The sequence below is a fragment of the Winogradskyella sp. genome (assembly GCF_013213975.1).
Lineage (GTDB): Bacteria > Bacteroidota > Bacteroidia > Flavobacteriales > Flavobacteriaceae > Winogradskyella.
Map to the genome: position 1 here is coordinate 1 of NZ_JABSST010000042.1, position 18,911 is coordinate 18,911.

19 protein-coding genes are annotated in these 18,911 nt (G+C 31.9%); 8 read left to right on the forward strand and 11 right to left on the reverse strand.

Translation table 11 applies throughout. The annotated features are described in order from the left end of the window. The 3 genes from HRU49_RS14715 to HRU49_RS08040 form a co-directional block, all read right to left on the reverse strand. Positions 1 to 157: beta-propeller fold lactonase family protein (locus tag HRU49_RS14715; protein ID WP_363146504.1), on the reverse strand; the 157-nt coding region annotated here is incomplete at its 3' end. A 7-nt stretch (positions 158 to 164) separates the two neighbouring features. Continuing rightward, positions 165 to 1,580 (reverse strand): MFS transporter, encoded by a 1,416-nt coding sequence (locus HRU49_RS08035; protein ID WP_296355955.1) that lies wholly within the window; start codon positions 1,578 to 1,580, stop codon positions 165 to 167. Positions 1,581 to 1,608: 28 nt separating this feature from the next. After that, a complete protein-coding gene (locus HRU49_RS08040) occupies positions 1,609 to 2,604 on the reverse strand; it encodes a zinc-binding alcohol dehydrogenase (RefSeq protein WP_296355957.1) in 996 nt (331 codons plus the stop codon). A gap of 912 nt (positions 2,605 to 3,516) precedes the next feature. Between HRU49_RS08040 and HRU49_RS08045 the strand changes: the two genes are divergently transcribed. Then, positions 3,517 to 3,684, forward strand: a complete 168-nt coding sequence (locus HRU49_RS08045; RefSeq protein ID WP_363146506.1) for a sulfatase/phosphatase domain-containing protein — start codon at positions 3,517 to 3,519, stop codon at positions 3,682 to 3,684. A 337-nt stretch (positions 3,685 to 4,021) separates the two neighbouring features. Next, complete coding sequence (locus HRU49_RS08050) at positions 4,022 to 4,603, forward strand: SUMF1/EgtB/PvdO family nonheme iron enzyme (RefSeq protein ID WP_296355961.1); 582 nt, start codon at positions 4,022 to 4,024, stop codon at positions 4,601 to 4,603. 922 nt (positions 4,604 to 5,525) lie between these two features. On the opposite strand, the gene HRU49_RS08055 is transcribed toward HRU49_RS08050, so the two are convergent. Together HRU49_RS08055 and HRU49_RS08060 are read right to left on the reverse strand one after the other, a co-directional pair. Beyond that, complete coding sequence (locus HRU49_RS08055) at positions 5,526 to 6,011, reverse strand: phosphoheptose isomerase (RefSeq protein WP_296355964.1); 486 nt, start codon at positions 6,009 to 6,011, stop codon at positions 5,526 to 5,528. Positions 6,012 to 6,092: 81 nt separating this feature from the next. Then, positions 6,093 to 7,124: a LacI family DNA-binding transcriptional regulator gene (locus HRU49_RS08060; protein ID WP_296355966.1), complete on the reverse strand. Its 1,032-nt coding sequence runs from the start codon at positions 7,122 to 7,124 to the stop codon at positions 6,093 to 6,095. A 136-nt stretch (positions 7,125 to 7,260) separates the two neighbouring features. Between HRU49_RS08060 and HRU49_RS08065 the strand changes: the two genes are divergently transcribed. From HRU49_RS08065 to HRU49_RS08075, 3 genes are all read left to right on the forward strand, one after another. After that, positions 7,261 to 8,307, forward strand: coding sequence for a sugar kinase (locus tag HRU49_RS08065; RefSeq protein ID WP_296355968.1), 1,047 nt, complete (start codon positions 7,261 to 7,263; stop codon positions 8,305 to 8,307). Positions 8,308 to 8,318: 11 nt separating this feature from the next. Beyond that, positions 8,319 to 8,987, forward strand: coding sequence for a bifunctional 4-hydroxy-2-oxoglutarate aldolase/2-dehydro-3-deoxy-phosphogluconate aldolase (locus tag HRU49_RS08070; RefSeq protein WP_296355971.1), 669 nt, complete (start codon positions 8,319 to 8,321; stop codon positions 8,985 to 8,987). Between the two features lie 254 nt (positions 8,988 to 9,241). Continuing rightward, positions 9,242 to 9,493: a hypothetical protein gene (locus HRU49_RS08075; protein ID WP_296355972.1), complete on the forward strand. Its 252-nt coding sequence runs from the start codon at positions 9,242 to 9,244 to the stop codon at positions 9,491 to 9,493. A gap of 61 nt (positions 9,494 to 9,554) precedes the next feature. Here HRU49_RS08075 and HRU49_RS08080 read toward each other — a convergent pair whose 3' ends face one another. Together HRU49_RS08080 and HRU49_RS08085 are read right to left on the reverse strand one after the other, a co-directional pair. Then, positions 9,555 to 10,331, reverse strand: a complete 777-nt coding sequence (locus tag HRU49_RS08080) for an alpha/beta hydrolase (RefSeq protein WP_296355975.1) — start codon at positions 10,329 to 10,331, stop codon at positions 9,555 to 9,557. 4 nt (positions 10,332 to 10,335) lie between these two features. Continuing rightward, positions 10,336 to 11,214 (reverse strand): alpha/beta fold hydrolase, encoded by an 879-nt coding sequence (locus HRU49_RS08085; protein ID WP_296355976.1) that lies wholly within the window; start codon positions 11,212 to 11,214, stop codon positions 10,336 to 10,338. 112 nt (positions 11,215 to 11,326) lie between these two features. Here HRU49_RS08085 and HRU49_RS08090 point away from each other — a divergent pair, with 112 nt between their 5' ends. Then, entirely contained in the window at positions 11,327 to 13,534 is a 2,208-nt protein-coding gene (locus tag HRU49_RS08090; protein WP_296355977.1) for a DUF5916 domain-containing protein, read from the forward strand. 26 nt (positions 13,535 to 13,560) lie between these two features. On the opposite strand, the gene HRU49_RS08095 is transcribed toward HRU49_RS08090, so the two are convergent. The 4 genes from HRU49_RS08095 to yiaA form a co-directional block, all read right to left on the reverse strand. Continuing rightward, positions 13,561 to 14,133 carry a GDYXXLXY domain-containing protein gene (locus HRU49_RS08095; protein WP_296355978.1) on the reverse strand — a complete coding sequence of 191 codons (573 nt, stop codon included), beginning with the start codon at positions 14,131 to 14,133 and terminating at the stop codon, positions 13,561 to 13,563. A gap of 11 nt (positions 14,134 to 14,144) precedes the next feature. Next, a complete protein-coding gene (locus HRU49_RS08100; protein ID WP_296355980.1) occupies positions 14,145 to 15,431 on the reverse strand; it encodes a DUF2157 domain-containing protein in 1,287 nt (428 codons plus the stop codon). Between the two features lie 90 nt (positions 15,432 to 15,521). Next, the gene (locus HRU49_RS08105; protein WP_296355982.1) at positions 15,522 to 16,226 is read right to left on the reverse strand and encodes a CPBP family intramembrane glutamic endopeptidase; all 705 of its coding nucleotides are present in this window, start codon (positions 16,224 to 16,226) and stop codon (positions 15,522 to 15,524) included. A gap of 81 nt (positions 16,227 to 16,307) precedes the next feature. Beyond that, on the reverse strand, positions 16,308 to 16,793 hold the full coding sequence (gene yiaA / locus HRU49_RS08110; RefSeq protein ID WP_296355984.1) for an inner membrane protein YiaA: 486 nt from the start codon (positions 16,791 to 16,793) through the stop codon (positions 16,308 to 16,310). A 151-nt stretch (positions 16,794 to 16,944) separates the two neighbouring features. Here yiaA and HRU49_RS08115 point away from each other — a divergent pair, with 151 nt between their 5' ends. Both HRU49_RS08115 and HRU49_RS08120 read left to right on the forward strand, forming a co-directional pair. Further along, entirely contained in the window at positions 16,945 to 18,441 is a 1,497-nt protein-coding gene (locus HRU49_RS08115; protein WP_296355986.1) for a hypothetical protein, read from the forward strand. 55 nt (positions 18,442 to 18,496) lie between these two features. Then, the gene (locus HRU49_RS08120; protein ID WP_296355988.1) at positions 18,497 to 18,907 is read left to right on the forward strand and encodes a hypothetical protein; all 411 of its coding nucleotides are present in this window, start codon (positions 18,497 to 18,499) and stop codon (positions 18,905 to 18,907) included. The last annotated feature ends 4 nt before the right edge of the window (positions 18,908 to 18,911 follow it).

The window sequence follows — 18,911 nt, forward strand, 5'->3', positions numbered from 1 at the left end:
TGGAACTACTAGAAGTAATGTAGGACGGATTTGATGTTGAAATTGAATCAATACAATCTGATAACTGTCCAGAATCTAAATCAAAATGAAATAAATAAATGCCTTTACTTTTAGTGTTTGATGTATAAGTTCCGATATATAAAAATATTTTCTTCATGTATCTTTTAACTTATACCCCTACGTTTTTCTAATTCAGTTCTAATTGCATACATTTTTTTCTCAGATAAAGGGTATTTGTAAATACAATAAAATGCAAAAAATGCTCCAATAATCGGAATCGTGGCAAGTAGTATTATTATGGTTTCCATAGAACCTTCAGGCTGATTAATTCCTAGAGCATTATCAACCCCCAAGCCGTCGACTATGTATCCATTTATTAATAAGGCGATTGCTAATGCCAGCTTTAAAACCCATGAAAATATTGCTCCAAACATGCCTTCTCTTCGAGTACCTGTTTTTAGTTCATCAAAATCAACTACATCAGCAATCATGGAAGGCACCAATACAAAAAGACCAGCAATACCTGATGCTACTAAAAATCTTGGAATTAAAACTAAAAAAGGGACGTCTGGAACATAACAAATAAAATTAGCCAAAGACCCCAAGACAAGAAATATTGGAGCAAGTAAGCAAACCACTCGTTTTCCAAATTTTTTTGACAGCTGTGAAATTGGCCATAACATTAAAACTGTTGCTATGTGATGTGAGGATTCTATCAATCCATTCCATTTACCAAATAATGTAGCATTGTCCTCTAAAACATAATACCTTAATGGATAAATATAAGCAGTAGCTACTGTGTTATAAGCAAATAGAGCCATAAAAAATGCGACTACTAGCAATACAAAAGGTTTAGAAGAAAAAGTGAATTTCACGCTTTTTATTACACTCACTTTTTCTTGTTTTTTAACAAATGATTTTGTTGTCTCTTTTATAGTTAATGCTGGTATTATTCCTAAAACAATCATGACTAATCCAAAAATTAACCCAACCATTCTAATCCCTTCACTTGGTCCAGACCAAAATTCTGAATGCACCAAAGCAAAAAACCAAGAAAACATAAAAATTCCATTCAATGAGTTTGCAAAAACACGAACATTCATGATATTAGTTCGCTCATGAATATCTGCTGACATTTCATAACCCAGTGCTAATAAAGGAACTGTAAAAACAGTGTAAGAGGTATAAAAAAGTAATGATAAAGTCAGAAAAATGATAAAGAAAGATGTATCAGTCATTCCTGCAGGAATAAACCAAATGGCTATAAAAAAGATTCCTGAACACACTGCACCAATACCAATAAATGGCCTTCGTCTACCAAATTTACTTCTAAAATTATCTGAAATAGAACCCATTAATGGATCTGTTATGGCGTCCCAAAGTCTGGTGATTGCTAAAACTGACCCAACTAAAACTGCACTATAACCCAACTCCATATTAAAAATAGCAAGCGCAAATGCTACTAATGTCCATTGCAAAGTCATATCAGCAAAACTTCCGCAACCGTATAAAATCTTTTTAACAAAAGAAACCTTATCCTTTGAGTCGATAACATGATTTGTACCGCTTATTTTACTCATATACTTATTTACAATTTGTTTTTAATCTTTAATTCCAATTGATAACTACACCAAAATAATTTTCATCTTTGTTTTTGAGTGCTTCATAAGCAGTTGGAGCTTCTTCAGGAGTTACCAAATGACTTAGCAAGGGTTCTGTATTTAATTTTCCATCAGAAAAGAACTGTAATAATTTTTCATTATTTCTCTCTATAGAAGTTTGACTGTTTTGTGTTTGAAATTTATATCGAGGGAATTTCCATTCGTGAGCCCCCTTTATTTGAATATTTGTATTTGCTATATGTATTTTTCGAAGTAAAGGCACAACATCTGTTTGATAATTTCCACGAGGAGTACCTAACAAAATGCATTCACCTCCTGCAGAAATAGCGTCAACAGACTCTATTATCACCTTTGAAACTCCCGTAGCATCAACAAAAGTATCAACACCATGACCATTTGTTAATTCCATAATTTGATTCATTACATTTGATGAACCATCAATAACAAGTTCAATACCACAGCTTTTTGCACTTTCTAATTTTGCGGAACTAACATCAATTCCTATAACATTACAACCTGCTAATCTGAACATTTGAGCTGCAAGATTACCTACTAAACCTAGACCACAAACGGCTACATTATCTCCAATTTTAGCATTTGAAACCATTACTGAAGTAATAGCAACTCCACCCATTCTTGTAAAAACCGCTACTTTTGGGTCTAATCCTTTGGGGATTTTTTGAGCATAGTTTTTTGCTAAGGCAAATTTCTGGTGAGGACCATGAGTAAATATTGTATCTCCTTCCTTTAAATCGTTCACACTATCACCTACTTCTAGTATTGTGCCAACGCTTCCATATCCTGGAATATATGGCAAGGGAGCCCAAGATTCTAAGCCTGCCCAAATTGATAGTTCTGTACCCGTACTAATAATACTAGCATTAGTTTCAATTAAAATGTCTTCTGGTGAAGCTATTTTTATTTCGTCTGCAGGTCTACAGAGAACGGATTTTGTGTTTTGAAAAACAATTTTTTTATTCATGATTACAATTCTTTCTGATAATAGTTTAAAAAATCACCTCTATTTTTTTATGAAGTTCAAAACAAAACTGCGTCTTTTTCATGCCCGATTGGTTTGAATTTTGTTTTATAAGGTTTGATAGTTGCCTTTTTTAACTTAAAACAAGAACTTTGAATAGCAGTATTTTGCTTATAGAATTAGTCGCTCTGGTTAACCGTTGCCTTCTACCTTACAAATAAATTTTATGAATTAATTTTTTCTTAGATCGCTTTTACCAATTTAGATAGATAGTCGTCCACCTCATAAAACAAATCAGCCAACATCTATAAAAGCAAAAGTTAATAACATTTTTATCGCTTTTAACGTGTATTTTAAACCTGTCTTTTTCTAACTATTTGATTTCTTAAAGCTAGTAATCTTCAAAGTTCGATATGACCACTACCTTTTATAGAACTTAACTTAATTCTTCTTTATAAAACCATGCATATCGATTTATCGAAATGATATCCAAAGAATCTTTGTTCTTTCAAAGTTTATTTAATAAAATTTTATAAACTAAAATGTATTCTCAAAATTTGTTTGACATAAAACTTGATAGCAATAAATACCGATTTTTCTTGTACGGCAATTCCTATTACTAATGCATAATTTTTATACTTTTCTTATTTTTATATATAAATATAGTGCTTGAACTAATTCCCTTAAAAGGTGATTAGATTCCTGATATTGAAATAGTTCTTGACTACTTTATAAAATAAAAAACGTATAAGTTCACTGGGACTTCAGTTCTAAAAACACGTTATTGTTCTCATTTTATTATCTCAAAATATTTAATACCACAAAGAAAAGTATTGTAATTCATTGAAATAAGTCTATTTTAATAAAAAATTACTAGGAATCGAAATAATATATCAAACACTAAAAACCTTATTAATTAAATGGTCAAAACAAATGAAAGCAGGCATTACAAATGATGATATGTTACAAAATCTAGATTTTGTAGAAACATTTTTAGAGGTAGCACAAATAAAAGTATCAGACGACACAAAAGGTCAATCCTTATCCCCCCTTACAACAAAAATCAAAAGAATGGAATCTTGATGAAGCCTAATACCACCAATATGAAGTATCAGAATTTTTATTACGCAAAAAGATACTATGTGGTAGAAACCAAAGATTACAAGTGAACACTCTTTTATTATGACATCGGTAAATGAGAATTACATGATCTTAAAAAAACAAACACGAAATGAAAAATGTTTTCCATGATGCTAGCTAATCCCATGTGGTTGCCAAGTTAAAAAACAACCGGCAACACTCAAAATCTAATATCAAGATTTGATTAAGTTGCAGGAACCCTATGTAGAGATACCTAAAAACTGTCCTCTAATACGAATGAATCAAGATCGAAAAAGTAAAACCTTAAAAAGAAAATAATTTGAATTTTTGGAAATACGCTCTTCTCATTTTAGTTTATTTTACTTCTTGCAAGCAAAATGAATTGGATTTAAAACCTGTTTCTTATTCTGATTTTGAACAATTTGTCAACGAAACTAATTATTTAACAGATGCTGAAAAATATGGTTGGTCTATAGTTCAAACAGATGTCTATAATTATAAAAAGGTAACTAATGCAAATTGGAAAAAACCTGATGGAATTAATGCCGTTTCTTCTCATAAACTTCCAGTTACACAAGTCAGTTATAATGATGCTATAGCGTATTGTAAATGGGCTAAAAAAAGACTTCCAAGTTATAACGAATATTGGGAAATTGCGAAGAATGATAAGCGGGTTATCGTTTCAGATAATACACTACCAATCTCTGAAATAGATAAAGTAAATATTGTAGGAAATGTATGGGATATTACAGAAATAGAAAAAAATGAATTGGTACGACTTTCTGGAGGCTCACTTTTTTGTTCTAAAAATACCTGTCACGGAACCATTAAAGAAAGAGCGTTATTTGTTGACAGGGAAACTGGAAATATTCATATCGGATTTTCAGTCCTTGATTTATAAGCATAGCAAAAGCGGAGAGGCAGCAGCCGTAATAAGAGCTGAGCTAAAAACAAATCATTTATTATTTTTTACAACTTCAACACCCCTATTCAATGGGATGTTTTTTATATATCGTTAAAATTGGTAATCCCGTATTTTCTCGTAGGCTATTCTTATTTATTTTTGATATAACAATCTGTAAAAACATGCGACATTTCAACTAGACTTAGGTGTTATCAAAAATAAAAGCTACCACTTATAAAAACTAAAATAATATTTATTCTTTGTGCGTAAATTCTAGTTTACTGCTTATTTGATGAATAGGAGCAACAAATTAGTTTTATGTTTACAATTATAAATTCGAATAATTCAAAATTTAAAAATATAAAAGTCACCATATAGAGGTAAAGCGTTCTCTGCTTTCAACTCAATGAATTTAAAAAAGCAGAACAGATTTTTCAAAAAGACTACGAGCACCGAATAAATGATAAAGGCAAAGATTGGCATTATCACTTAGACGTGTTCCATTTTGAAAAAAGTCGATATGAAGAAAAAATTAGATGCGATTATATCTTTCGATGAAGCTTTAAATATTTATTCATATTTTCTTTAAGTTCAAATTTTTAAAGCTGACTGTTTGCGTAAAAACAGGTAAAACCCTAGAGGCAAATGAATTACGGAAATTAGGAGTGATTAACGGTAGAAAGAGAAATGCGGTTAACAAGGCCAATGTAATATATGAAAGGTATCCTTATCAAATAAGATGATACTAAATAATAAAACCTTGTAAAACAAAGTGTATAATTGCTTCGCCTGTTCGCTGTACTTGGGTCACTGCAAGTTAAAAAGCTACTCGTAAAATTCTCCGTAGAGTTTCTATTTGTTGTTTATTTAGAAATTTAAAAACCCAACTTCAATCATACTCTTTTTCAGACTCATTTTATTATCTACCAAAGTCATCTTGAACGCGTATAATATCATTTTCATCTGAAGGGTGTTTTGAATCAGTATGTTGCCAGATTTCGGCAACCAAACAAAAGTCACTTAACCCTATTAAACGGTGGCTTTCGCCTTGTTTTATTGTGATTTGCTCTCCTTCATTGTATACTTTCATTTCATTTTCTACATCAGAATTACTTCTAATAATTCTTGTAGAACCTTTATAAATTTGCCAAATTTCTACTCTTCTATTATGGTACTGCCAAGACAATCTAGCGCTTGGTTTTACAATGAGTATCTTTGGACTTAATTTACTTCCAATTTTTAGGGTATTTATATCTAGCCCCTTAAAAAATTTATTAGAGAATTCTTGAGATTGAGTCTCTTCAATTACTAAAAACGCACCCCAAGGCCTTTCAAAGTCCTTAGATTTAATTGTAAAACTGAATGACTTTATAGTTTGCTCAATATTAAGACAGTAGCTGATCATTTTTAATTATTAATATTTTTTAGCATTGTTTTAGAAAATCGTTAAACATTTTTACAAATTTCCATTTTATAAGTCAATTAGTTAGATGCCTTTTTTATTTGAAGATTCTCTTACAATCAATTTAGCATCTAGAATTATTTTATTTAGACTATAATTTACCTTCTCTTTCTTAGTATATTCCAAAAAAGTTTTAGCAGCAATTTTACCAATTCTAGCAGAATGTAAGTTCATACTTGTTAACGAGGGAGTAACCATATTTGCAAAGGGCTCATTACCAAAACCCACCAAGGCAATCGTATTAGGTACGTCAATATTTTTTTCTTTTAAGATTTGCAAGGCGCCTAAGGCAGCATAATCGCTAGCAACATAAACAGCATCAGGTCTATTTTTCAAATTTAATAGTCGTTGCATTTGAACTTTACCATCTTCTGTTGTTAGACTGCTCTGAATCAATAATTCTTTATCTGAAGGGAGATTGTGTTTCTGCAAAGCATCTATATAGCCTCTAATTCTATTATTATATATTCTGGTGTGTTTATAACCTCCTATATGGGCTATTCTACGGCAACCTTGGGCTACCAGATGATCAATGATTGTGTGGCTACTATCGTAATCATCAATACCAATATAATCTACATTCAAATCGTTTTCACCTCTATCGAACGTAATTAACGGTATTCCTATATTTTTAATTTTTTCATAATGCTCTAAATTTACAGTTTCATTTGCCATGGAGGCAATAATGCCATCAACTTGAGTAAACAACAAAGCATCGATATTAGCACATTCTTTTTTGTAAGACTCATTAGAGTGCGTAATAATAATATTATAGCCCTCTCCATTCAGGATTTCTTCAATATTTTGAATGACTGATGAGAAATAATTACTGTTCGTTTTTGGGACAATTACACCAACTAATTTACTTTTCCCGCTTCTTAAGGCACTTGCCAAATGATTTGGTTGATAATTTAGATTCTTAGCAACTTGTCTTACAGCTTTCTTAGTTTTTTCGCTAATTCTTGAATCATTATGTAACGCTTTAGAAACAGCAGCAGTAGAAATATTTAATGCATTTGCAATATCTTTTATGGTGATTTTGTTTTTTTTTGCCAAATTTATATATATTTGCTTAATCGATTAAGCAAATATATAGATTGAATTAAAACAATCAAAACAAATGTTAAAATATAAGTTTTGATTTTATTTTACAGATATGCTTAAACGTTTAACTTAAATAAAAATATTATCTATGAGTACAGTGATAACATTTGGAGAAATTATGTTAAGATTAGCTCCACAAGGATTTTTAAGGTTTTCACAAGCCAATAATTTTAATGTTGTTTATGGTGGAGGAGAATCTAATGTAGCAGTTTCTTTGGCAAATTATGGGATAGATGTTGATTTCGTAACACGTTTACCAAAAAATGATATTGGAGCGTGTGCTATGATGGAAATGCGTAAAAGAGGTGTCAATGTAAATAAAATAGTCTGGGGAGGAGATCGTTTGGGAATTTATTTTCTAGAAACAGGAGCCGTTTCTAGAGGGTCTAAAGTGATTTACGATCGTGCTCATTCTGCAATTGCAGAAATAAAACCTGGGATGATTGATTGGAATACTGTTTTTGAGGGCGTAGAATGGTTTCATTGGACAGGAATTACTCCAGCAATTTCTCAAGGTGCTGCAGACGTTTGCTTAGAAGCAGTAAAAGTGGCTAGCTCAAAAGGAGTAACAATTTCAACAGATTTAAATTATAGAGCAAAACTTTGGAAATATTGTGATAATGCACATAGAGAGAAAATAATGACAGAAATTACTTCTTATTGTGACATCATTTTAGGGAACGAAGAAGATGCAGAAAAGCATTTTGGTATTCATCCGGAGGGCTTAGATGTTAACAAACATGGACATAATATAAAAGCAGAAGCATTTTTATCTGTTTGTAAACAAATGATGGAAAAATTCCCAAGAGCAAAAAAAATAATTACTACGTTAAGAGGGTCTATTTCAGCATCACACAATACTTGGGCAGGAGTTTTATTTGATGGCTCAAAAATGTATGAAACAAGGCAATATCAGATTACAGATATTGTCGATAGAGTTGGCGGTGGAGACTCCTTTATGGGTGGGTTAATTTACGGGTTATTAAAATATCCAAAAGATGATCAAAACGCCTTAGATTTTGCAGTTGCAGCCTCTTGTCTAAAACATACAATCAAAGGTGATGTAAATTTAGTAACTATTGCAGAGGTAGAAAAATTAATGGGAGGTGATGCTTCAGGTCGTGTATCAAGATAAATTTTAAAAAAATGGCACAATACTTAAGATTAGAGGTAGCTCAGGCAATGAAAGACTCAGGGCTAGTTCCTTTGTTTTTTAACAGCAATATAGAAAAAAGTAAAAAAGTTTTAAAAGCTTGTTATGATGGTGGTGCTAGATTATTAGAATTTACAGCTCGTGGAGACTTTGCGTTGGAAGTTTTTACAGAATTAACAAAGTATGCAATTTTAGAATTACCAGGTATGATTATGGGAGTTGGTTCTATAACAGATGCAGCAGCAGCTTCGATATATATGAAAAATGGAGCAAATTTTATTGTGACTCCAGTTCTAAGAGAAGATATTGCAATTGTATGTAATAGAAGAAAAGTATTATGGTCTCCAGGATGTGGATCTTTAACAGAAATTGCAAGAGCGGAAGAGTTAGGTTGTGAAATTGTAAAATTATTTCCAGGAGGCATATACGGCCCAGATTTTGTTAAAGCAATTAAAGGACCGTGTCAATGGACAAGTATAATGCCAACTGGAGGTGTTGCTCCAACAAAAGAAAACTTAGAAGGTTGGTTTAATGCTGGGGTAACCTGCGTCGGCATGGGTTCCAAGTTAATTACAAAAGACAGCAATGGAAATTACAATTATAAAGAAATTGAAAGCAACACTAGAGAAGCTTTAAATATTATTAAAGAATTTAGAAAATAGTTATTATTTTTAAATAACTCTAATGTAATATTGGCGTCCCAAAACACTTTTTAAAAGCGGAGATTCCTTTTTTGTATTACCCCTTTTAGTTATTTACTGATTTTTTGAAAAAATTGAAATCTGAACTAAAGATAGAATTTTAGCAGTCAGCTCAGTAAAACGGTTTTTAAAGTTGATTAATCCTTCATTAATTAATCGGATATCTTCGGGTCATAATAGCGATAGATAGTTCAAGAAGTGTAACACCTATACATATGGTCAGTTTTTATCGAATAACAGTATTGTCCTTACCCGTAAAGTATCTAGATATTGTTGATTCAACTACCGTACCCCTTTTTAGCAATATTTTAAAAGGAGTAAAACGTAATCCTATTAGCGGGGAGAAGAAAGACGGTATAAAAACATTACGTTCACAATTACGTAATGCTCGTGGAGGAGATGCAATGAGTCGCATTCACATTGCAGATGCGATAAAGCGTGTTAATAATATTTTGGATCCTAAATAATCCATACTTAATAGATTAAATAAAGGCTTCAATTCTTATTGAAGCCTTTTTTGATTTCTCTTTATTTAAGACATTCTTGAATGTTTGTTCTAAACATTTCATAATGGATGAGATCATTATGCTTTCCGCCTTCTACAGTTACGAAATTTAAATTATCAAGATTTAAATCGAAGAGTTTTCTACCTGAAGCATAAGGCACCAAATTATCACCAGTTCCATGAATAATGGTTATTAGACAACTTACATTTGGTAAATATTGATGCGTCGGGAAACGGTATTTCAATAAGCGCTTTACTGGAAACAACGGAAATCGATGTTGCGCCACATCGGCGATACTATAATAGGGAGTTTCAAGAATTAATTGCTGTGGCTTATTTTTAGAAGCTAAAAAAGCCGCTATTCCCGTCCCTAATGATCTTCCATAAAGTACTATTTTGTCTTCTGGATATTGTTTTAAGAGGTAGTCATAACAATATTGAGCATCACTATAAAGTGCAGCTTCACTTAAAGGTCCTTTACTTTTGCCAAAAGTTCTGTAATCCATAACCAAAACATCATAATCCTGATCAACGAAAAACTCGGTGATTTTTCCCCATCGACTTAAATCGCCCGCATTCCCATGAAAATAAAGTAGTACTCCTTTAGCGTTTTTAGCTTTAAAATGAAGGGCGTTAATTTCCGTATTAACATCTGTCTTAAAAAATAATTCTTCAAATGGATGATTGAATGAATACTGATAGTCTCGCTCTAAGATTGTTGGCAAAAACATCATTTTTTCCTGAAAGAAGTAAAGTGCAGATCCTATCATAACATACAAACCTATGAGAATAACAAACATCCTCTTAAGCCTTTTTCTTAGATTTTTTTGAAGAGTGAATGACATTTATACTTGTAGTTTCTAGATCAATTGTTTTGGGCTCTCTATTTAAAATATCATCCAACATTTTATGATAGGATTCAAAATTATTTAGGTTTTTATGACCACCGCCTATAACAGTGTATAACTTAGTTAGTTTAGGTTTTATTTGAGAAAGTTTTACGCTTGTTTTATAGGGAATTAACTTATCATCTGTCCCATGAATAATATGAATTGGACATTGCACATACTTTAACCATTTGTAAGTTGGTAAAGGATATTTTAATAAAAGTGATAAAGGCATAAAAGGAGCATATCGTGCCGTTACCCTTGTTAAACTATAATAAGGTGCGTCTAAAATGAGCATTTTAGGATTATTAAGCGACGCTAATTTAGCAGCAAATCCAGAACCTAAAGATCGGCCATATAGCACAATGCGGTCTTCGATTGTGTGTTCCTTGATTTTATTATAAACCAATTGTAAATCGCGTTTAATGGCTTTTTGAGAACGTTTTCCTGTACTTTTACCAAAGCCTCTATAATCTATCATCAAAACATTGTAGCCATGCCTTGTAAAGTCTACAGCAAATTTCCCCCACCCCTTGATACTTTTAGAATTTCCTTTTAAATAGAGTACGACACCTTTACTCCCCCCTTTTGGAAAAAAACGCAACCCATTAATTATGGCCCCGTCTCTGGTTTCAAGGTTGTATTCTTTGGTTTCTTGATTTTTATAATCGAATTGAAAATCCTCTGGAAGTTTCTCTGGTTTAAACAGCATATAATCTTGCAAATAGTATAAGGCAATACTTATCCCTATATAAATTGCAAGGACGCATAAGACGACCGAAACCCAGTATGTCATAATCGAAGGTTATTTATACAATATACAAATTATTATTAGGGAAATAGGATTGCATTACAATGGGATGAATAAAACCCAAACATTCTTTAGATTTGTGATTTATTGCTTTAGAATGACAAATCGGCTACTATTTTCAATTGCGTTGCTTTTTATACTCCATTGGAGTCATACCCAAGAAGAACCAAATCAGGTAACCGCAAAATACATTTCAGAAGACATTCTACTCGATGGTGAACTTAACGAAGCAGTTTGGTTATCTTCAGAAAAACACACCAACTTTTGGCAATATTTCCCGACAGATAGCTTAAGAGCTAAGTATCAAACCATCATTCAATTTGCCTATAACGAAACCACATTATTTGTAGCAATAAAAGCCGAAGCTATTGACAATAATTTTGTTATCTCGTCACTTAGACGTGATTTTAGCGGAATACGTAATGACAACGTTTCAATCTTATTCGACACCTTTAATGATGGGACCAATGCTTTTGGGTTCGGTATTACTCCTTACGGAGTTAGACGGGAGTTTTTAGTCTCTTCTGGTGGTGCTTCTTTCGAGAATTACAATTTTGCTTGGGATATAAAATGGAAAGGAGAAAGTAGAATTTACGACACCTATTTCACTGCTGAAATGGCCATACCTTTGACATCCTTAAAATTTGAAGAAGGGGCTAAAAAATGGCGTATACGTCCTTATCGCTTTAATATTCAATCTAATGAAACGAGCACCTTAGCAAGAGTTCCACAAACTCAGTTGCTCGGCTCACTAGCATTTGGCGATGAACTAATTTTTGAAAAACCACTCGGAAAATCACGCACACCATTAGCCATAATTCCGTATATCAACGGATTGACTCAAAAAGATTTTGAGTCCGACAGAGAAGATACTAAATTTACTTTTGGAGGTGATGCCAAAGTTGCCATTGGAGATGGACTTAATCTAGATCTGACTGTTAATCCTGACTTTTCGAATGTTGAAGTCGATAATATCTTTACCAATTTAACGCGGTTTGAATTGCGTTTACCAGAACGACGTCAGTTTTTTATTGATAATAGTGACCTATTCGGATCTTTTGGTAATTTCTTTAATGAAGCTAGACCTTTTTTCTCGCGAAGAATAGGACTGGCTAGAGATATCGATGACAATCTTATACAAAACGACATTATCGCTGGTGCTAGATTAAGCGGTAAACTCAATGAAGATTGGCGACTTGGTGTATTGAATATTCAAACAGCTGCCGATGAGGCTAATGAAATAGCATCAAATAATAACACCATGATTGCTATTCAAAAAAAAGTAGGTAACCGTTCGAATATTGGAGCATTTATCGTTAATCGAGAGCGCTTCGAAAATTATAGTTTTTCTAATCCAAATGACCGCTATAACCGTGTTTTTGGTGTAGATTATAATTTAGCTACAGAAGACAATACATGGTCTGGGCGTTATTACATCCACAAATCAGTGAATCCAAATGACAAAGGTGGAAACCTATCTGCACAAGCAATAACAAGATACAACAAAAACAACTGGGTGATTACTAATGATTGGGTCTACGTTGATAAAGATTTTACTGCAGATTTAGGTTTTGTACCAAGAACTGACATTTTTAAAATGGGCAATTCTATTCAACATTTCTTTTTTCCAAAAAATAGAGAAGTCGTTAATAGAAATAATCTACGACTATTATTTATTAACTATTTTAGACCAGAACTTAATTTTAAACTAACGGATTATACCTTAAGAGCTTCTTGGGAGACCGAATTTAGGAGTAATTCTAGTATAACTTTGAATGCCTTTAATCAGTACATCTTTTTAACTGACGATTTTGATCCTACAAAAACAGATAATGGCACTCCCCTACCAGGAAATAAAGCTTACAATTTTAGCTCTGTGCAGTTAGAGTTCTCTTCGAATAATACCAACCTAATTACCTATTCTATTAATACAACCCTTGGCCAGTTTTTTAATGGAAATCGCTATTCCTTCGGAGGAAGAATTGGATACCGTTTACAGCCCTATGCTCAATTTAACCTGATTATCAATTACGATGGTATTAAATTACCAGAACCTTATGAAAGCGCCAAGTATTGGTTAATCACACCGCGTATGGACCTTACTTTCAGCAAATCTATATTTTTTACTGCCTTAGCACAATACAGTAACCAACGTAATAACTTTGGTATTAATGCACGATTGCAGTGGAGATTTGCTCCCTTATCTGATTTGTTTTTAGTCTATAATGATAACTATTCTACAGATAGTTTTGCACCACGCTTTAGATCTATTAATCTAAAAATGACCTACTGGTTGAATTTATAGAAAAGTACTGCTTGGTACCTAAACAATTATTCTTTAATCATATTATCAACAAATTCTTTTATAGATTCTTCATTAATAAGTACATCCTTTAACACTGCTTCACCGTCTTTTACGGCGACCAAAGCATAGGTTGTGTTTATGCTATCATTGCGTTGATTATTTTTTATATAAAATTCCTCAGCGGTTTTTGCTTTGTATTCATCCATGTAGTACCGGTCAAAATCTAAATCGAAATGAAGCATCTCATTTCTTTTATTATACCAATTAACTTTAGCTGTTATATAATCTAAATCAGAATACTGCTCTTCTCGACTTATGGCGTGTACTTTTGCATATCCATTACTATCATTTAAAAAATAGACTAAAACTTTTTCCCCTCTTTTCCAGGTTGAATCGGTCGTTTTAAACTCATCCAAATCATAATTTAGGGCAATGTACTTACCTCTAAAAGGATCATTAGGGTCGATAGGTCTTGTTCTAAACTTATACAATTTCCCTGTATTTAGTATATCCTCTTTACCAAGTATCATTTTAACAGGTACAAATAGTTGCAATCCTGCAATGACAATAAATATTACAAATATGTGAACTGATTTCATAGTCGTTAGATTTAAGATTGATTAGTTAAACACTTTTGTCTTTTTAACATTAAATAATTGGCTATAAAGAATCCTATACCGACCAAAACAAACAATATACCCCGCAGTACAAAACTCATATTAGTATCAAAAAATCTGCAAATTATAACTGTACTAATAATGAGTAAACCGAAATTTAGAACACTAAATCGCATACTATCTGCACCTATTTTTAATGCAAATAAACCCAATGCTACAATCAAAATATTACTCAAGACTACCCCTAAGCCTTCTAAGGTTCCACCAATAACAAATATGAAGGCGAATATCAGAAAGGCGAATTGAAAAAGATTAAACTTGTTGTTTTTCTTATGTCTGATAGAATTAAATAGTAGTAGAAGCGCTATAATGAACAAAAGCATAGAAATGTACCATTCCTGAGATAGGACTAAAATCTGCTCTCTAAAAATTTCTTTCCACACTACATTAAAAGTTAATATCATAAGTAAAACGACTATTCCTAGTGAACCAATTATTGAGAAGCTATTTCTTCTTAATTGTAAAGCTTCATAAGGTTTTGTTTTCCCGAGATTATAAAAGATTCCAAACAACATGGCATACATCATAAAAACTAAAGGCCAGTTATTATCAATAAAGGTCGCTAAAACAATGGCTAAACTAATTGCATATAACCAATTAAGTACCGTTGAAATATTCCCTGATGCGTCTGCCTTAAACTGTTTAACATAATATGGTATGGTCCCAATCAAAAGTACTAAATACCACCATGGTGGATTAGATCCATCTCCAAAACTATAGCCAACAACACATGCATAATAGGTTGCAAAAACAATGGAAAGCACTGCAATAGTATTAGAATTGAGCACATAAATTAACGGAAGCCCAAGAAGTGTCCAAGTTAAGAGATAATTACCTAAATCCCCAGGAATATTGTAGATCTGACTCACAATAGCCATACACGCACCAAAAGCAAAAAATATAAACGTCCCTGAGGATTCTTTCCAACTTTGATTCTTCGATTTTAATATGGAATAACCTGCAATAGCTTGACCTATAACTAAAGGCAGAAAAGCAAACATGGTCTTTAAACCTTTTGAAAAATTATCCCAATTGTGCGCTAGAATTAAAATTATTCCGAGACCAACCAAGGCTGATCCTAAAACACCAAAAACGGTTAGCAAGCGATTGGGTTGGTGCTCTTGTTTTTGTTGATAATACTGTTTTATAATATCAGCTGTATTATTGGTAATTACATTACGCTCTACTAATTCTGACAAATCGTTTAATATAGATTTCATTTGTTCAAATTTTTATAAAATCAATTGGTAATTGATTTAATTATTTCGACTGGTGTTAACTATTGCCTACCAAATGCCCATTATGGGTTTTTATAACAATTGATTTACAAACTTTAAAAATACGTCGGCAAAAGGATCTTGATTTACTACAGTGTAATAAAATATAGCGCCTAACCAGCCGTGAACCATACCTAAGGCATAAATATTCTTTACTTTTAGATAGATATAACCATAGAACAAAGCCAAAACAAAGGTTCCTGCCATAAGCCATCCAACCGGATAATGAATAATTGAAAAGAACACCGCTGTTATAAAAATAATAAGTGTTTTATTAATTTTTGCAGCCTTTAAATCTTTTAAATTCCCTGCTAAAAGGGCTATTGTCAAAAACTGCTGGATACTGCCCCAAATGGGATAGGTAATTAACAAGGGTATTATATGCCAGGTTAAGTTAATTGTACCTTGTAAATAACCAATAACCCAAAATAAGATCATTGAGATGACAACAAAGGGAAGTAAGAATTTACTGATACTTTTAAAATTATCGGTTCTAAAACCCCAATCTTTTAAGGCATGCTTATCTTTCTTAAAACGGAAAAACACATATGCAGACCATAAAATTATAGTGACAAGAACAAAAGAGAGTCTCCAATTTAGATAATCGACAAAGACAAACTTTCCGGTTCCTGTAAGTACCACTCCAAATATTTCCAAGCATCTTACTTTATCAGAGATGGGTCTTGTTAATTTCAAATTCGAGAATTCCGTTAAATATTTTGTGAGATTATTTTTCATATTGACACTTATTTAAAATCTCGTAGCTCTAAACCAATCTGCGAGGTTTTGGGATACTAACGAACCATCAATAAAACTAATTTAGTCTTGTTTAGTTTCAATCTCCTTATCAATATATGCCACATCTCTAGTGTTCTTTTGTACCGCAATAGCCGCGAAAAGACTCAAGGTAAATGACATACCGTAAAATCCTTTTTCACTTAATTCTAAATCGGCATTCCATAAACCAATAATCAATAGTAAGATAGAAACCACCGTCGTAAACCAGCTAATACCATAATACATCTCGGTGACTTGAATCTCTTCTAATTTATCTCTTACCGCTTTTTGAACAGAGATAACTGAGAACAAACCAAATAGAAGAATGGTGAAATAATACCCTTTTTCATTGAGCTCCATCGAAGCATTCCAAAGTCCTACACAATAGGAAATCATTCCAATAAATAAAGCAGTCCATGAAGCTCCAATAAAAGCAGGCGTTGGTTTTTGATTATAGATTTTCTTTTCTTTCTTTTTCTTTTTTACGTTTTCATTATCCTTTAAGGATACTGTTGTCTGATAATTCATAACATTCTGTTTCAACGATTACAGGACAAATTTGAAACAAACATGAACCATACCAAAGCCAAAAATTAGATATTACTGACGATATTTTTTATTTATAAATATCCTTTTTTCATTAATTTTATACTTTATACTATAATTTCATGACGATACAATGTTGGCACTAAAAGCAATTATTGAAACTTACAATACAGAAGAACAGCAACTATTTATCAACTATCTAAAAGCAAAAAACAAACGTTCGGACACCAAAAACATTCAGCTATTTCAACTTTTAGCACAACCAGAATTAGACTCAAAGTCTATTTGCAGAAGTCTTTACAAGGTTGATAATTGTAATGCTTACCACGCTTTAAGAAAGCGCCTTTTTCAGTCATTAATAGAATTTACAGCTAACAGGAACTTAGAAGATGAAAATTCAATAGACATTCAAATTATTAAGTATGTGCTCGCATCTAGGTCTTACTTAATTAAGAAGAATTATGATATCGCATTCAAAATTTTAAATAAAGCAGAACGACTTGCAGAGGACCACATGTTATTTCCTATACTCAATGAAATCTATCACACTAAAATTCAATATGCACCTAATTACCCCAAGGTAGATTTAGACGTCTTAATTAAAAAGCAAAAAGAGAATCAGAAAAAATATTACTTAGAAGATCAGCTAAACATTGTATATGCAAAACTCAAGACTGTTCTAAATTCCATTGCTTACGAAGGTAAAATTGTAGATTTTGAATCTGAACTTAAAACCATACTTAAAAACTACGATATTCAACTTGATGATTCGCTCTCATTTAAATCTCTGTATCAAATGTTAGCTATAGCAAATATTTCAGCCTTTATAACAAACACTTATTACGAGATTGAAGGTTTCGTTTTAAAAAGTTACAACCTACTGAAAGAAAAAAAAGAAACTAACAAGCAATTATTCTATCAAATCCATATTGTTTATATCATCGCGAACACCCTATTCAGAAATAAAAAATTTGAAGATTCTTTAAGATATATTAAAGAGATGAAAGACTTAATGCAAATCAATAAAAGATACTACTTTAAAGAGTTTATCTTAAAAAAAACACTTGTAGAAGCTCTTAATTACAACTATTTAGATCACCAAGACAAAGCCATAGAACTTATCTTATCAGTTATCTCTAAAAAACACAAGGATATTGAATCTTTATTAGATCTAAATCTATCTCTTGTAATGTTCTATTTCCAAAAAGGAGATTTAAATAGCGCCAAATCCACATTGGCAAAATTTTACCATACAGATCATTACTACATTGAAAAAGCAGGTATTGATTGGGTTTTAAAGAAAAATTTAGCTGAAATATTACTTTACATGGAAATTAAAGACGATGACTTATTAGACTCTCGACTTCGAAGTTTCAAGCGACGCTACAAGGGCTATCTTAGAGAGATTAACCAAGATAGAATTTTAATATTTCTTGATTATTCTGAGAAACTTTATAAAAATTCAAATCTCATCAACGAAAAGAAGTTTACTCAAAAACTTAAATCGACTTTAGAACATACTTCACATAAAAATGAGGATATTTTTGTTATTAGCTTTTATGCTTGGTTAAAAAGTAAACTAACCAAAACTAACCTCTACCAAACCACCTTAAATATGCTCAAAGAATAAATAACTTTCACCACAAAAGGAATTTTATTATTTTTAAAACTTTAAATGTATTCCTATGAAATATCTTACATTAATTATGGTTCTTTTGATGTCTTTAACTATTAGTGCACAAGAATCTGCTAAAATCAAAAAAGTTAATAAAGTTAATTTAAAAAGCAATTCTCCTAAATCATTGGCGAGTACCAAAACAAAAAGCCTGAATAAAGCACTCGACTTAGATAAAGAACAACAGGTAAGTGTTTATAACATTTTTTTAGAGTATTTTTCAAAGAATGAGAAAACTAAAGACAAACTCTCTAAGGAACTCAACACTGACAAAAAAATCAATAAAGAGAAGATGAAAAAGCGACTGGTTGAACATAAATCTGAGTCGAATAAAGCATTAGATGAAGCCCTAAAAGGGGTATTATCGTCTGATCAGTATAGCAGGTACGATAAAATGAAGTTAAAGTCTAAGAACTATTAAGAAA

What these genes read in the sequence shown, in the direction of transcription:
- HRU49_RS08100 (WP_296355980.1), bottom strand. Translation starts at nt 15,431, where the DNA reads ATGAAATCTATATTAAACGATTTGTCAGAATTAGTAGAGCGTAATGTA.
- HRU49_RS08035 (WP_296355955.1), bottom strand. Translation starts at nt 1,580, where the DNA reads ATGAGTAAAATAAGCGGTACAAATCATGTTATCGACTCAAAGGATAAG.
- HRU49_RS08075 (WP_296355972.1), top strand. Translation starts at nt 9,242, where the DNA reads ATGGTCAGTTTTTATCGAATAACAGTATTGTCCTTACCCGTAAAGTAT.
- HRU49_RS08080 (WP_296355975.1), bottom strand. Translation starts at nt 10,331, where the DNA reads ATGTTTGTTATTCTCATAGGTTTGTATGTTATGATAGGATCTGCACTT.
- HRU49_RS08120 (WP_296355988.1), top strand. Translation starts at nt 18,497, where the DNA reads ATGAAATATCTTACATTAATTATGGTTCTTTTGATGTCTTTAACTATT.
- HRU49_RS08065 (WP_296355968.1), top strand. Translation starts at nt 7,261, where the DNA reads ATGAGTACAGTGATAACATTTGGAGAAATTATGTTAAGATTAGCTCCA.
- HRU49_RS08105 (WP_296355982.1), bottom strand. Translation starts at nt 16,226, where the DNA reads ATGAAAAATAATCTCACAAAATATTTAACGGAATTCTCGAATTTGAAA.
- HRU49_RS08090 (WP_296355977.1), top strand. Translation starts at nt 11,327, where the DNA reads ATGACAAATCGGCTACTATTTTCAATTGCGTTGCTTTTTATACTCCAT.
- HRU49_RS08095 (WP_296355978.1), bottom strand. Translation starts at nt 14,133, where the DNA reads ATGAAATCAGTTCACATATTTGTAATATTTATTGTCATTGCAGGATTG.
- yiaA (WP_296355984.1), bottom strand. Translation starts at nt 16,793, where the DNA reads ATGAATTATCAGACAACAGTATCCTTAAAGGATAATGAAAACGTAAAA.
- HRU49_RS08115 (WP_296355986.1), top strand. Translation starts at nt 16,945, where the DNA reads ATGTTGGCACTAAAAGCAATTATTGAAACTTACAATACAGAAGAACAG.
- HRU49_RS08070 (WP_296355971.1), top strand. Translation starts at nt 8,319, where the DNA reads ATGGCACAATACTTAAGATTAGAGGTAGCTCAGGCAATGAAAGACTCA.
- HRU49_RS08055 (WP_296355964.1), bottom strand. Translation starts at nt 6,011, where the DNA reads ATGATCAGCTACTGTCTTAATATTGAGCAAACTATAAAGTCATTCAGT.
- HRU49_RS08085 (WP_296355976.1), bottom strand. Translation starts at nt 11,214, where the DNA reads ATGACATACTGGGTTTCGGTCGTCTTATGCGTCCTTGCAATTTATATA.
- HRU49_RS08040 (WP_296355957.1), bottom strand. Translation starts at nt 2,604, where the DNA reads ATGAATAAAAAAATTGTTTTTCAAAACACAAAATCCGTTCTCTGTAGA.